This is a genomic window from Mesorhizobium sp. CA16 (assembly GCF_020165175.1).
GTDB lineage: Bacteria > Pseudomonadota > Alphaproteobacteria > Rhizobiales > Rhizobiaceae > Mesorhizobium.
Genome location: NZ_JAIUHP010000001.1, coordinates 386,558 through 399,414 on the forward strand (window position 1 = coordinate 386,558; position 12,857 = coordinate 399,414).

The window sequence follows — 12,857 nt, forward strand, 5'->3', positions numbered from 1 at the left end:
TGGCGCCTATGCCGAGAACCGGCACACCGGCTCAATGCCGCCGGGCGCTGTTTCACGCGGCGATCGGACCGCCTGTGCGGCGCGGGTTCTCACCGGCATCGCGCGCCCTGCGCATATAGCCGCGCGGCGATGTGCCGAGCATGCGCTTGAACATCGTGATGAAGGCCGGCACGCTGTCATAGCCGAGATCGAGCGCCACCCTGGTGATCGGCTCGCCGTCGGCGAGCCTTGGCAACGCCGCGAAAAGGCAGGCCTGCTGGCGCCAGGTCGACAGCGACAGCCCGGTCTGGCGATGGAAGGCGCGGGTGAAAGAGCGCCGGCTCATGCCCGCGGCATCCGCCCATTCGTCGATCGTCGCATGCGGCGAAGGGGCCGCCACGAAACGCCGGCAAAGCGCCGCGAGCTTCGGATCGGACGGGAAAGGCAAGCCGAGCGGCCGTTCCGGCAGGTTCGGGATCTCGTGCAGCAGCAGTCCCATGACGAGCGCCGCCCGCCCTTCGAGTTCGCCGCCCTGCGGCAGCTTCTCCGATTCGACGATCAGGCTGTGCATCAGCTCGGTAATGCCGACGACGCGCAAGCTGTCCGGCAGGCCGGCAATGGCGCCCGGCATCACATAGACCGAGCGCATCGAGACGTCGCCCAGCATCTCGACGGAATGCTCGATGCCGGCTGGTATCCACATCGCATGGTCGGGCGGAACCATCCAGCGCCCATGCCTGGTCGTCACCAAGACCACGCCGACCAGCGCGTGCAGCAGCTGGCTGCGGCTGTGGCGGTGCTGCGGCACGTGATAGCCGTCCGGGTATTCGGTCGGCAGCGCGACCGCCGGCCCGACAGCCTGTTCCAGCCATTGCCAGCGGCTTTCATGCAGCCGGCCGAGCTCGGCGGCGTCGCCCTTGAATATCTCCTTGCCATGCGGCATCGATGTGGCCCACTTGCGAAACTATTGGACCAAACCACGAAAGAAGTCGCTTGGCAACGGGCCTATAAGGCCGGCTGCGGTTCGGCCCGCCCAGAGCATGATCCCGAAAAGTGGGAACCGGTTTTCGGAAAAGACCATGCTCCAACAAGAGACTACGGAGCATTGCCTTGACTGATACGACCGCCCCCTCCGTCGCCGCACCGGCGCCGGCAAGCAACATCTCGGCGCAGGCGACGGCCTTCACCGTCATTCTTGCGGTGAGCTTCTGCCACTGCGTCAACGACATCATGCAGTCGCTGCTTTCGGCGATCTATCCGCTGCTCAAGGACAATTACGGTCTCGATTTCTGGCAGATCGGCCTTTTGACCTTCACCTTCCAGGTGACGGCCTCGCTGCTGCAGCCAGTGATCGGCATGATCACCGACAAGAAGCCGATGCCCTACTCCTTGCCTTGGGGCATGGCCTCGTCGCTGGTCGGCCTGGTGGTGCTCGCCCATGCCGGTCATTACTGGCTGCTCCTGATCGGCGCCTCGCTGATCGGCATCGGCTCGGCGATCTTCCATCCGGAATCCTCGCGTATCGCCCGCTTCGCCTCGGGCGGCCGCTTCGGCCTGGCGCAATCGCTGTTCCAGGTGGGCGGCAATTTCGGCCAGGCCATGGGCCCGCTGCTCGCCGCCTTCATCGTCGTGCCGTTCGGCCAGACCAGCATTTCCTGGTTCGCCGTCGGCTCGCTGATCGGCATCGTCGTGCTGTGGCAGGTCGGCGGCTGGTACAGCCGGCTGCGCGCCTCGCTGGCAACCCGTAAGCAGGCTGCCCATGTCTCGCCCTTCGCGCGCAAGAAGGTCATGTGGGCGTTGGCCGTGCTGACGCTGCTGGTGCTGACCAAGAACGCATATATCGCCTCGCTCTCCAGCTACTACACCTTCTACGCCATGCATAAATTCGGCGTTTCGGTGCAGATGAGCCAGGTGATGCTGTTCCTCTTCCTCGGCGCCTCGGCGCTGGGCATCCTGCTCGGCGGCCCCTTCGGCGACCGCTACGGCCAGAAGGCGATGATCTGGTTCTCGATCGTCGGTGTGCTACCCTTCACGCTGGCGCTGCCCTACGCCAATCTGGAATGGACGATGGTGCTTACCGTGCTGATCGGCCTGATCCTGTCGTCGGCCTTCTCCAACATCGTCGTCTTCGCGCAGGAGCTGGTTCCGGGCCGCGTCGGCATGATTGCCGGCATCTTCTTCGGCTTCGCCTTCGGCATGGGCGGCATCGCCGCCGCCGTGCTCGGCGTCGTTGCCGACATGAAGGGCATCGACTTCGTCTACCAGATCTGCTCGTACCTGCCCTTCCTCGGCCTGCTGACGGTGTTCCTGCCCAACATGAAGGAAGCGCGGAAGGCCTGAGCCGATCGGGTCAGCGGCCAAGCTGCCGTTCAACAAAAGATCGCCGCCGGGTTCGGAGCCTTGAACGTTCTGGAGCCGGCGGCGGCGTCCCATGGCGCGACGCTTGCTTTACCCAACAAGCAGCTTCTTCCCTCGCCGCCCTCGCGACGAGATCAGCTCCTTCCCCTCAAACCCAAGCGTTGCAAAAGGCCGTGAAGAAAGCGGCCCCGGCCATCGGCCGGGTTCGCCACCGGCTGGCGTTGCCGCCTCGGCAGCGCTGCGAACAGCTCGGGAAGCTTTCGGAGCGTCGAACTCCAAAGCAGCGTGTCGAGCTGTGCGATGTCCGCCGAATTCAGCGCTTCCGGTTCGCTTCTGAGCGCCTGCGCAAGCACATCCCGGAAGTCCTGCGGCCTGTCCGCCAGCCGGACATTCGGCCAATGCTTGAATTGCTCGTAGCCGCGCAACGCGAAAGATGTCGCCACGATCGGCTTGCGGTTGTACAGCGCTTCCGCGGTCTTGATATTCGTGCCGCCGCCCTCGACGATCGGAAGCATCACGACGTCGGCAAGCTCGATCAGCGCGCCGAGGGTCGCGCCGTCCTGCATGCCGAGCAGCTCGATCCGGGCATTGTCGGCGCCACGATGCCGCAGGAATCCGGGATCGTTGCGGATCTGGTCGGCAACGCCGCCGACCACCACAATCCGCTCCGAGGCTGAGAGAAAACCAAGGTCCGGATCCGTCATCTGGAGAAAACCGCGGGCGTTGGGTGGATGGCCCGACCCGACGAACAGCGCCGTGCGCAGGCCGGCGAACCGCGATGCCCAACGATCGAGGCCGACGGGCGTTTCCCGCGGCCAAACGCCGTTGGCGCCGACCACCACGCTTGGATTGAGCTTGCGAAAATGGGCTGCATCCTGCTCGCTGACCGCGACCACCAGGTCCGCCTTTGCGGCAAGATCGGACTCGATGTCCGCCGCACGTCGAGCGCTCCAGAGGTCCGTTCCCGCGCCGGCAATCGCGGCCTCTTGCGCCAGCAAGTGCTGTTCGACATTGTGCGAGCTGTAGACGATTGAAAAATTCGCCTCGGGCGAGCACGTTTCAACATACTCACGCAAAGCCGGCCAAAGCCAGCCTTGCTCCACGGCAATGACATCCGGCCTGAAGTCGTCGAGAAATCTTGCGATTTCAAGGCGATGGGAGCTGCTGCGCGCGATGAATTCGGCGGTGGCGACATCGGAACGCCATTTGCGCCTGGCCATCTGCTTGCGAAACCGGCGCGGCATCTCGATGAAAAGATCGCCGGCCCCCATTTCCCGCCTGGCGCCGCGGTTGGGAGTAACGAGGACATGGCGTGTTTCCCATCCACAATCCCGCAGGACCCTGTGGATGGCGTTCGCCCGCAGCTGGCCGCCCTGGACCGGCTGCCGGATCGGATACGTTCCCAGCGAAACATATCTCATCGGATCAGCGTGATGCTGCAATCGCCGGCATTAAGCAGCGATCCTACGACGGCACTCATTTTTTGCCCCCTTCTTCAGAGGCGACAGTACCATTTTTCGGTGCCGAGTCTGGAGATGATATCGGCGGCCGGGCGCTGACTTCTCGCCGATATCGAAAGGACGGCATAGGGACAATATCGAGCGTCCCCGCCCAACCGCGAAACGATGATCCGTCATCTTACAGCACCCGCCCGAGGGCGGGTGCTTTCGCGTTTTGGCGGCCAGCCTCAGGCCTTGAAGAAGGCCAGCAGGTCGGCGTTGATGACATCCGCATGGGTCGTTGCCATGCCGTGCGGAAAGCCCTTGTAAACCTTGAGCTCGCCCTTCTTGAGCAGCTTGATCGAGAGGAGCGCGGAGTCGGCGATCGGGACGATCTGGTCGTCGTCGCCATGCATGACCAGCACCGGCACGTCGATTTTCTTCAGGTCCTCGGTGAAGTCTGTTTCTGAGAAGGCCTTGATGCAGTCGTAATGCGCCTTGGCGCCGCCCATCATGCCCTGGCGCCACCAATTGTCGATGACACCTTCGGAAGCCTGGGCGCCGGGACGGTTGAAGCCGTAGAACGGGCCGGCCGGCACGTCGTGGAAGAACTGTGCCCGGTTGGCCGCCAGCGCCGCGCGGAAACCGTCGAACACCTCGATCGGCAGGCCGCCGGGATTGGCCGGCGTCTTCAACATGATCGGCGGCACCGCGCCGATCAGCACGGCCTTGGCGACGCGGCCTGCGCCGCCATGTTGCGCGACATAGCGCGCGACCTCGCCGCCGCCTGTCGAATGACCGACGTGGATGGCATCCTTGAGGTCGAGATGTTCCGCGAGCGCCGCCACATCCGCGGCATAGGTGTCCATCTCATTGCCGGTATCGGTCTGGCTGGACCTGCCATGGCCGCGCCGGTCATGGGCGATGACGCGGTAGCCCTGTGCCAGGAAGAACAGCATCTGGGCGTCCCAGTCGTCGCTGCTCAGCGGCCAGCCATGGTGGAAGACGACCGGCTGGCCAGTCCCCCAGTCCTTGTAGAAGATCTGCGTTCCGTCCTTCGTGGTGATCGTGCCGCTGCCCGAACCCGACTTGGTCTGCGAGGTCATCTCAATCTCCTTGTATTAGCGCGATAAACAATATCGCGATAATTATTTCGTAATGGAGATCGGGAGCCTTGTCCACGAAAAAATGTATCGCGATACCATTTCCCGTGGTACACAAAGGATGCTCAGTCGGCAAAGGAATGCGCCGTGCCTCTCCCGTTGGACAATCAGCTCTGCTTCACCCTCTACGCCACCAGCATGGCGATCAACCGCACCTACAAGCCGATGCTGGACGAGATGGGGATCACCTATCCGCAATATCTCGTGCTCAATGCGCTGGGAGAGACGGACGGCATGTCGGTGGGCAGCATCGCGCATCGGCTGGCCCTCGAATCGAGCACCATCACGCCGCTGGTGAAACGCATGGAACAGGCAGGCCTTGTCACCCGCCAGCGCAGCCAGACGGACGAGCGCCAGGTGCAGGTCGATCTCACCGCCGCCGGACGTGCTCTGCTCGTCCGGTGCAATTGCCTGAACGAGACCCTGATCGAGCGCTCAGGCATGAAACTGGCTGAACTCGATGCGCTGAACCGGCAAATCCAGGCGCTGCGCAATGCTTTAAGCGGCGACCAGATGGTGGACACCGCCTAGGGCTAATTGAGATTCAAGATCGAGCCGGCATCACCTGAATGTCAACCTAGTGCAGGCCGAACTCGCGTAGCAACTCCTCGCGATAGCGCACGAAGCGGCTTTCGCTGCGCTCGCGCGGCCGCGGTAGGTCGACATCGATCAGTCGCGCCGCGCCGCCTTTCTCCCTGGGCAGGATCAGCACCCTGTCGGCAAGATAGATCGCCTCTTCAAGGTCATGGGTCACCATGACCATGGTGACATTCTCCTCGCTCCAGATGCGCGCCAGCTCCTCCTGCATGGAGATCTTGGTCATGGCGTCGAGCGCCCCGAGCGGCTCGTCGAGCAGCAGGATTTCCGGCTGCACCGTCAGTGCCCTGGCGATGCCGACGCGCTGCGCCATGCCGCCGGAGAGCTGCCTGGGATATGCATCGCTGAATTCGGCAAGGCCGACCAGGTCGACATAGAAACGCGCCCGCTTCTCGGCCTCCGCCTTGGCAATGCCGCGCACTCCGAGACCGAAGGCGACATTGCCGAGCACAGTCAGCCAGGGCAGCAGCCGCGGCTCCTGGAAAATTACCGCCCGCTCTTCGCCGACGCCCTCAATCCGCTTGCCGTCGATCGCGACGGCGCCGCCATCGGCCCGCTCCAGCCCGGCAAGGATGCGCAGCAGCGTCGTCTTGCCGGAACCACTTGCGCCGACAATGACCAGGCATTCGCCGGAGCGGATATCGAGATTGAGCGAGCGCAGCACGGCAAGCTGCCGCCCGCCGAGTGCGAAGGATTTCGACAGGTCGCGGATCGTGACATCGCCGCCGCGTGCCGTGGGCATGGTTTGCGTCTCCGTGCTCAATTGGTCTTGGTTTCGCCGAGACGGTAGAGAATGTCGGAAGCCTTGAGCTTGCCTTTCGGCAGCCGGCCGTCGCGCTCCAGGATATTCACCCAGAACTCGACGTCGCGGTCGGTCACCGCCGCCTTCTCGCGCAGGCCGAAGCCGGTCCAGTAGCGCGCCAGCTCGCCATTCTCGCCACGCCTGTTGAGAATGTCGGCGAGCAGCTTGCGCGTCTCGTCCGGATTTTGCCGCGACCAGTCCGACGCGCGCGCCGACTGTTCGACGAAGTTGCGGGCCGCATCCGGATTCGCCGTGATGAAATCACGACGCAGCACGACGAAGCCACCGGCGATTTCGCCGAGCACGTCGGTATCGTTGAAGACGCCGCGCACGCCGCCATTGCTGACCAGTTGACCCGCAAAGGTCGCTTGCCAATAACCCAGCCCGGCAATATCGACCTGACGCGAGCGCAAGGTCTGTTCGAGCTGCGGCCCGGGCACCACCACCAGCTTGGCCGCGTCCGGCGGCAGGCCAACGCTGTGCAGCGCCTCGCGCACCGTATAGTCGAGATGGGCGCCGAGCGTGTTGACCGAGATCGTCTTGCCGGCAATGTCGGCGATCGATTTGATCGGACTGTCTTCCAGCACGTAGAAGACACTCTTCACATCCTTGTTGATGCCGTTGCTGGGATAAGCCGCGACGAAGTCGTTGCCGCCGGCGATCGAGTTGATCACCGCCGGCGTGGCTGCCGAGCCCAGGTCGACGCTACCGGACGCGAGCGCGAACAGCGATTCCGGGCCGCCCGCGGCATAGCCGACATTTTCGAGCTCGATGCCGAGGCCCTTGAAATAGCCGAGCGCGTCAGCCAGCTCATGCGGGGAGATGCTGCCGCGGCTGGCGAGATAGCGGATCTTGACGGATGCGGCTTGCGCCACGGCGATCGAAGGCAGGCCGGCGAGAATGCCGGCAGCAAGCGGAGCGCGCAGGAGAAGCGAACGGCGGGTGATGCTCATGATCAAGCCTTTCGTTGTTTTGGAATGACGGTGAAGGTTTGGGTGCTTAGCCGGCTGAAACATTCCAACGACACAGCCGCCGCTGCAGGACGACCAGCACCTGGTTGGCGATCAGGCCGAGTGCCGCCAGGATGACGATCGCCGCGAACATCAGCGGAATCTGGAAATTGTACTGGGCATTCATCACCTGGAAGCCGATGCCCTTGTTGGCACCGATCATTTCCGAGGCGATCAACAGCAGCAGCGCGGTCGTGGCGCCGAGCCGCAGGCCGACGAAGATCGACGGCACCGCGCCCGGCAGCACGACGCGACGGAAAATCGTCAGCCGCCGGGCACCATAGGCGCGCGCCATTTCGAGCAGCTTCGGGTCGACCTCCTTGACGCCGCTGATGGTGTTGAGCAGCAGCGGAAACAGCGTCGCCCAGAAGATGACGAACACCTTCGAAGCTTCACCCAGCCCCAGAAGCAGGATGAACACCGGGTAGAGCGCCAGCGCCGAGGTCTGACGGAACAGCTGCAGGATCGGGTCGAGCGCGGTCTCCACGGCACGCGCCTGGCCCATGACCAGGCCAAGCGGAATGGCGACGACGACGGCCGCCGCGAATGCAAGGCCGGCACGCTGCAGGCTGATGGCTATGTCGCCAAGCAGGCTGCCGCCAATGAGACCCTTCCAGAGCGCCGCGACGATCGTGTCGACCGGCGGCAGCACGGCCGAATTGACCCAGCCGCTGCTCGCTGCCACCTGCCAGAACACGAGGAAGCTGAGCAGCACGCCATAACGCGACAGGATTCGCGCCGAAGTCCGCGTCAGGAGGCGCAGCGGCTCCATGCCGGTGCCGCTGCCACCCTCATGCCGGCCGATACCGACCGTCTTTTCGATATGCTGCAAAGTCATCGTCTGGCCCTCTCGCGTCAGGAAATCATTCGGCGGCGAGCACGGTCGAGCGCGCGGCCGTCCACGGATTCTGCGGCCGCCTCAGGCCAAGATTTTCGCGCAGCGTCCTGCCCTCGTAAGCGGTGCGGAACAGGCCGCGACGCTGCAGCTTCGGGATCACCAGGTCTACGAAGTCGTCTAGCGCGCCGGGCAGCCATGGCGGCAGGATGTTGAAGCCATCGGCGGCCTCGCTCGTGAACCATTCCTCCAGCTGATCGGCGACCTGGGCGGCACTGCCGATCACCGTGTAATGGCCGCGTGCGGTCGCAACCCACTGATAGAGCTGGCGGATCGTGAAATTATGCTCGTCCGCGATCTGGCGGATCAGCGCCTGGCGGCTCTTCATGCCTTCGGTCTCCCTGCTCGGCGGCAGCGGGCCGTCCAGCGGATAGTCCCTGAGGTCGAGCGTCTGGCCGGCAAGTCCGTTGAGCAGCGCCACGCCGTCCTCCGGGAGGATCAGGTCGTTCAGCTGCTGGTATTTGGCACGGGCCTCTTCCTCGGTGCGGCCGACGAAGGGCGCCACGCCCGGCATGATAAGCACCTGCGCCGGATCGCGCCCGGCCTCTGCGACGCGCGCCTTGATGTCGCGATAGAACTCCTGCGCCGAGGCAAGGTTCTGATGCGCGGTGAATATCACCTCGGCCGATGCCGCCGCGAGTCCGCGACCGTCCTCCGACTGTCCCGCCTGCACGACCACCGGATGACCCTGCACCGGACGCGGCACGTTGAGCGGCCCCTTGACGCTGAAATGCGCGCCCTTGTGGTTCACGTCATGCAGCTTGTCCTTGTCGTAGAAACGGCCCGTCTTCTTGTCGCGGATGAAGGCGTCGTCTTCCCAACTGTCCCACAGCGCCTTGACCGTTTCGACATGCTCATGCGCCCGCGCATAGCGCTCGGCGTGATTGGGCTGGACGTCACGATTGAAGTTGCGCGCCGTGTCGTCGCCGGCCGACGTCACCATGTTCCAGCCGGCGCGCCCGTTCGACAACAGATCGAGCGAGGCGAATTTGCGCGCGAGTGTGTACGGTTCTTCATAGGTGGTCGAGGCGGTGGCGATGAAGCCGATATGCGTGGTCAGCGGCGCTAGCGCGGCAAACAGCGTCACCGGCTCGAATCCGGCGATCTTGGCGTTGCCGCCTTCACGGGCGCCGAGGCCGATGGTGAGATTGTCAGCCAGGAAATAGGCGTCGAACAGACCCCGCTCGGCGGTCAGTGCGAGTTGCTTGTGGAACTCGAAATTGGTGGCGCCATCGGCCGGCGCGTCCGGATGGCGCCAAGCCGCGACGTGCTGGCCGCCGCCGGGCAGAAAGGCGCCGAGCTTGATCTGTCTGGATGTGCTGGAGCTGGTCATGGCTGATCCTTCGGGTTCCAAAACGACTGCCTGAATTCGGGCGGCGAGGCCGACGCTGCGAGTTTCGCCAACGATGCGCAAAACCTCGGCAACGGCCTGTCGGGCGCGGGCTTGGGTAGCTTCCGACACCAGCACGCCGTCGGTGAAATCCTTGTCGGAAGCGTAGATCGCGGTCGGCATGGTGAGCGCTTCGAAGAATCCGAACAGCGGCCGCAGCTGATGCTCGACGATCAGCGAATGGCGCTCGCCGCCGCCCGTGGCAACGAGAATGATCGGCTTGCCGCGCAGCGACGACGGATCGAGCAGATCGAACAAGTGCTTGAAAAGTCCGGTATAGCTGCCTTTGAAGGTCGGCGACCCCACCACCAGAACGTCGGCGCCGAGCAATTGCTCAACGATATTGCGCGCCGTTTGATCGAGATCGGAAATGCGCCGTGCCGACGGGAACGATAGACCGAGATCTTCAATGTCATGGACCGCCGAGGCCGCCCCGATGCGGCCAGCCGCTTCGTCCGCGATCTGCGTGATAAATGCCTTGGTCTTTGACGGACGGGTCAGATTGCCGGAAAATCCAACCACCAGCTTCTTTGTCATGTTCGGGCTCTCCTCGCGGACATTTCTTCATTAAGGCTACAGATTTTGTAGAATTAAATGAGCGAGAAGATTTCAAAACGCGCCGCGCAAACGGATTGAGTTTGCGCGGGAGAAGCATTGATTGGTTCAGCCCATGCGGGTCAGGCCTCGACCTTGACCGGAGCCAGTGGAGGCGCCTGAAGTCCCTGGAACGGGTCGCGCCAGGCATCGATCGCCTCGAGCCGGCCATACCAGCGGCGGATAGACGGGTAGTCGTCGAGCGGCAATCGGGCGGCATCGTTGAAAGGCAGGAACGTCGCCATGCGGAAGTCGGCATAGGAGACGGAATTGCCGACCAGCCAATCGCGTCCGGCAAGCTCAGGCTCGAGGATCGCGGCGGCGGCGTGGAACTGCCTCAGTCCCTCCTCGACCAGCGCGCGGTCGATCGGACCAAGCCCATAGCGCTGCTTGGTCCCACGCTCGAAATGCACCATGTCGCAAGCGAAAGCGAACCGTTCCTTGCCCCAGCTGATCCAGCGGATCATGTCCGGCTCGTCCTGCCCGCCGCGCCAGAAATCCGAATGCGTCTCGCGCGAAAGCCGGCAGGCGATGGCGTCGGCCTCCCACAGGCTCCATCCCGCCCCGACCAGGATCGGCAAGGTCAGATTGGGGTTGAGCGCGCGATAGCGTTCGGCCTGCCCCGGCGCCATGGGCGATGCGAACTCGAACGCGATCTCCGCCTTGAGATGGCGCGCCGTCGCGACCGCGAGGCGAGGATTGGGATTGCGGCTGAACAGAAGCTTCATATTGGTCCCCATGGATTTGGCCACGTGCCCGCAGGACGGCTGAGAACTGCGCGTTCCTACATTTGCCGCAAATCGGATTTCCGGTTTATCCTTTCGGCACCGGAAACCGCCCGCAAGCCTTCCGGCCCAACCGCTTGCACCCTTGCCCGCCTTCCGCTATAGAGCCGCCACCCGCGTAGACACCCTTGGAGGCAACGCGGAGGAAGGCCGGCCAGGCCTGCATGATCCCCAAGACGCTTTTGGATCGCCAAACGCATCGACAGATCGTGCAAGGCCACGACGGCTTTCGACGTTTACGGACGGGTTTGCCGGCCGCGAACGCTCCACAACACGCGAAAGGAAATGCCATGAGCCACGATGCTTATGAGCTGAAAGCCGAAGCGCGCGAACAGGTCGGTAAGGGGTCCGCCCGTGCAGTTCGTCGCGACGGTAAAGTGCCTGCAGTTATCTATGGCGACAAGCAGCCTCCCCTGGCGATTGCGCTCAACTACAAGGACATCTTCTACAAGATCCATGGCGGCGGGTTCCTGACCACGATCGCCACGATCGATGTCGACGGCAAGAAGATCCAGGTCCTGCCGAAGGATTTCCAGCTCGACCCGGTCAAGGATTTTCCTGTCCATGTCGACTTCCTGCGCATTGGCAAGGACACCGAAGTCAATGTCGACGTGCCTGTCCACTTCATCAATGAAGACAAGTCGCCAGGCATCAAGCGCGGCGGCGTGCTCAACATCGTTCGTCACGAAGTCGAGTTCCACTGCCCGGCCAACGCGATCCCGGAGTTCATCACCGTCGATCTCACCGGCACCGACATCGGCGATTCGATCCATATCTCGGCGGTCAAGCTGCCGGCCGGCGTCAAGCCGGTCATCTCCGATCGCGATTTCACCATCGCGACCGTTGCCGGCTCGTCGGCGATGAAGCCGGAGACGGAAGCGACCACGGAAGCTGTGGAAGAGACGGCGGCCCCGGAGGCCGAAGAGAAGTAATTCTCCGAGCCGGATGATTTCATCCGGCTCTAAACCAAAGAAATAGAGCATGATGTTTTCCGAAAACCGCTTCCCACTTTTCGGCATCGTGCTCTAAGTCTGGAGGCGGCGATGCTTGTCTTTGCAGGCCTCGGCAATCCGGGCGCGAAATACGAAAACAACCGGCACAATGTCGGCTTCATGGCGGCGGACGCGATTGCCCGCCGCCATTCCTTTTCGCCCTGGTCGAGAAAATTCCAGGGCCTGGTCTCAGAAGGCACGCTCGGCGGCGAAAAAATCCTGCTGATCAAGCCGCAGACCTTCATGAACCTCTCCGGACAGTCGGTCGGCGAAGCGCTGCGCTTCTACAAGCTCGAACCATCCGCCCTCACCGTCTTCTACGACGAGATCGACCTTGCTGCCGGCAAGCTCCGGGTCAAGGTGGGCGGCGGCTCCGGCGGCCATAACGGCATCCGCTCGCTCGACCAGCATGTCGGCAACGCCTATCGCCGGGTGCGCATCGGCGTCGGCCATCCCGGCGTCAAGGAGATGGTGCACGGCCATGTGCTTGGCGATTTCGCCAAGGCCGACCGCGAGTGGCTCGATGTCCTGCTGGACGCAATCGCCGAGGCTGCCGGCTTGCTCGCCAAGGGCGACGACAGCTCGTTCATGAACCGGGTCACGCTCGCCTTGCGCGACAAGCTTGTGCCGACCGGCGACGACGACCGCCCGCCGCCCCAGGCGCCGAAGCAGCAAAGCCATGTCCGCCAGGCGCGCCCGCAGCAGCCGGCGGCAAAGCTCCCAGAAAGCGGCCCGATGGCTGCCATGCTGAAGAAGCTCTTTGGCAAGGACTAAAGCATGTCTCCCGAAAGTGGGAACCGGTTTCGGGGTAAAGACATGCGCAAAATCAAAAGCCTAAAGCGCAGGGAGCGAA

12 protein-coding genes and 1 pseudogene are annotated in these 12,857 nt (G+C 63.5%); 4 read left to right on the top strand and 9 right to left on the bottom strand.

The genetic code is table 11. The features are described 5' to 3' along the window. Positions 1 to 52 precede the first annotated feature (52 nt). Positions 53 to 922 carry an AraC family transcriptional regulator gene (locus tag LB525_RS01920; RefSeq protein WP_140838663.1) on the bottom strand — a complete coding sequence of 290 codons (870 nt, stop codon included), beginning with the start codon at positions 920 to 922 and terminating at the stop codon, positions 53 to 55. Between the two features lie 167 nt (positions 923 to 1,089). Here LB525_RS01920 and LB525_RS01925 point away from each other — a divergent pair, with 167 nt between their 5' ends. Then, positions 1,090 to 2,319, top strand: coding sequence for an MFS transporter (locus LB525_RS01925; RefSeq protein WP_224543170.1), 1,230 nt, complete (start codon positions 1,090 to 1,092; stop codon positions 2,317 to 2,319). Positions 2,320 to 2,471: 152 nt separating this feature from the next. Here the strand turns inward: LB525_RS01925 and LB525_RS01930 are convergent, their stop codons facing one another. Together LB525_RS01930 and LB525_RS01935 are read right to left on the bottom strand one after the other, a co-directional pair. Then, the gene (locus LB525_RS01930) at positions 2,472 to 3,758 is read right to left on the bottom strand and encodes a glycosyltransferase (protein ID WP_224543172.1); all 1,287 of its coding nucleotides are present in this window, start codon (positions 3,756 to 3,758) and stop codon (positions 2,472 to 2,474) included. A 266-nt stretch (positions 3,759 to 4,024) separates the two neighbouring features. Beyond that, the gene (locus LB525_RS01935; RefSeq protein WP_224543173.1) at positions 4,025 to 4,882 is read right to left on the bottom strand and encodes an alpha/beta fold hydrolase; all 858 of its coding nucleotides are present in this window, start codon (positions 4,880 to 4,882) and stop codon (positions 4,025 to 4,027) included. Positions 4,883 to 5,026: 144 nt separating this feature from the next. Here LB525_RS01935 and LB525_RS01940 point away from each other — a divergent pair, with 144 nt between their 5' ends. Next, on the top strand, positions 5,027 to 5,470 hold the full coding sequence (locus LB525_RS01940; RefSeq protein WP_224543175.1) for a MarR family winged helix-turn-helix transcriptional regulator: 444 nt from the start codon (positions 5,027 to 5,029) through the stop codon (positions 5,468 to 5,470). A 46-nt stretch (positions 5,471 to 5,516) separates the two neighbouring features. Here the strand turns inward: LB525_RS01940 and LB525_RS01945 are convergent, their stop codons facing one another. The 6 genes and pseudogenes from LB525_RS01945 to LB525_RS01970 all read right to left on the bottom strand — a co-directional run bounded on the left by LB525_RS01945 (position 5,517) and on the right by LB525_RS01970 (position 10,955). Then, positions 5,517 to 6,278 (bottom strand): ABC transporter ATP-binding protein, encoded by a 762-nt coding sequence (locus LB525_RS01945; protein ID WP_224543176.1) that lies wholly within the window; start codon positions 6,276 to 6,278, stop codon positions 5,517 to 5,519. Positions 6,279 to 6,295: 17 nt separating this feature from the next. Continuing rightward, positions 6,296 to 7,291, bottom strand: a complete 996-nt coding sequence (locus LB525_RS01950; protein WP_224543177.1) for an ABC transporter substrate-binding protein — start codon at positions 7,289 to 7,291, stop codon at positions 6,296 to 6,298. A gap of 46 nt (positions 7,292 to 7,337) precedes the next feature. Continuing rightward, on the bottom strand, positions 7,338 to 8,186 hold the full coding sequence (locus LB525_RS01955) for an ABC transporter permease (RefSeq protein WP_224543178.1): 849 nt from the start codon (positions 8,184 to 8,186) through the stop codon (positions 7,338 to 7,340). Between the two features lie 25 nt (positions 8,187 to 8,211). Then, a complete protein-coding gene (locus LB525_RS01960; RefSeq protein WP_224543527.1) occupies positions 8,212 to 9,576 on the bottom strand; it encodes an LLM class flavin-dependent oxidoreductase in 1,365 nt (454 codons plus the stop codon). A 78-nt stretch (positions 9,577 to 9,654) separates the two neighbouring features. Further along, a pseudogene (gene msuE, locus LB525_RS01965) lies at positions 9,655 to 10,170 on the bottom strand (FMN reductase); the annotation flags it as partial. 140 nt (positions 10,171 to 10,310) lie between these two features. Further along, on the bottom strand, positions 10,311 to 10,955 hold the full coding sequence (locus LB525_RS01970) for a glutathione S-transferase family protein (protein WP_224543179.1): 645 nt from the start codon (positions 10,953 to 10,955) through the stop codon (positions 10,311 to 10,313). A gap of 347 nt (positions 10,956 to 11,302) precedes the next feature. Here LB525_RS01970 and LB525_RS01975 point away from each other — a divergent pair, with 347 nt between their 5' ends. Together LB525_RS01975 and pth are read left to right on the top strand one after the other, a co-directional pair. Beyond that, complete coding sequence (locus tag LB525_RS01975) at positions 11,303 to 11,944, top strand: 50S ribosomal protein L25/general stress protein Ctc (RefSeq protein WP_095766518.1); 642 nt, start codon at positions 11,303 to 11,305, stop codon at positions 11,942 to 11,944. Between the two features lie 111 nt (positions 11,945 to 12,055). Then, positions 12,056 to 12,778 (top strand): aminoacyl-tRNA hydrolase, encoded by a 723-nt coding sequence (gene pth / locus LB525_RS01980; protein ID WP_224543180.1) that lies wholly within the window; start codon positions 12,056 to 12,058, stop codon positions 12,776 to 12,778. Positions 12,779 to 12,857: the final 79 nt, after the last annotated feature.

What these genes read in the sequence shown, in the direction of transcription:
- LB525_RS01920 (WP_140838663.1), bottom strand. Translation starts at nt 922, where the DNA reads ATGCCGCATGGCAAGGAGATATTCAAGGGCGACGCCGCCGAGCTCGGC.
- LB525_RS01930 (WP_224543172.1), bottom strand. Translation starts at nt 3,758, where the DNA reads ATGAGATATGTTTCGCTGGGAACGTATCCGATCCGGCAGCCGGTCCAG.
- LB525_RS01935 (WP_224543173.1), bottom strand. Translation starts at nt 4,882, where the DNA reads ATGACCTCGCAGACCAAGTCGGGTTCGGGCAGCGGCACGATCACCACG.
- LB525_RS01945 (WP_224543176.1), bottom strand. Translation starts at nt 6,278, where the DNA reads ATGCCCACGGCACGCGGCGGCGATGTCACGATCCGCGACCTGTCGAAA.
- LB525_RS01950 (WP_224543177.1), bottom strand. Translation starts at nt 7,291, where the DNA reads ATGAGCATCACCCGCCGTTCGCTTCTCCTGCGCGCTCCGCTTGCTGCC.
- LB525_RS01955 (WP_224543178.1), bottom strand. Translation starts at nt 8,186, where the DNA reads ATGACTTTGCAGCATATCGAAAAGACGGTCGGTATCGGCCGGCATGAG.
- LB525_RS01960 (WP_224543527.1), bottom strand. Translation starts at nt 9,576, where the DNA reads ATGACCAGCTCCAGCACATCCAGACAGATCAAGCTCGGCGCCTTTCTG.
- LB525_RS01970 (WP_224543179.1), bottom strand. Translation starts at nt 10,955, where the DNA reads ATGAAGCTTCTGTTCAGCCGCAATCCCAATCCTCGCCTCGCGGTCGCG.
- LB525_RS01975 (WP_095766518.1), top strand. Translation starts at nt 11,303, where the DNA reads ATGAGCCACGATGCTTATGAGCTGAAAGCCGAAGCGCGCGAACAGGTC.
- pth (WP_224543180.1), top strand. Translation starts at nt 12,056, where the DNA reads ATGCTTGTCTTTGCAGGCCTCGGCAATCCGGGCGCGAAATACGAAAAC.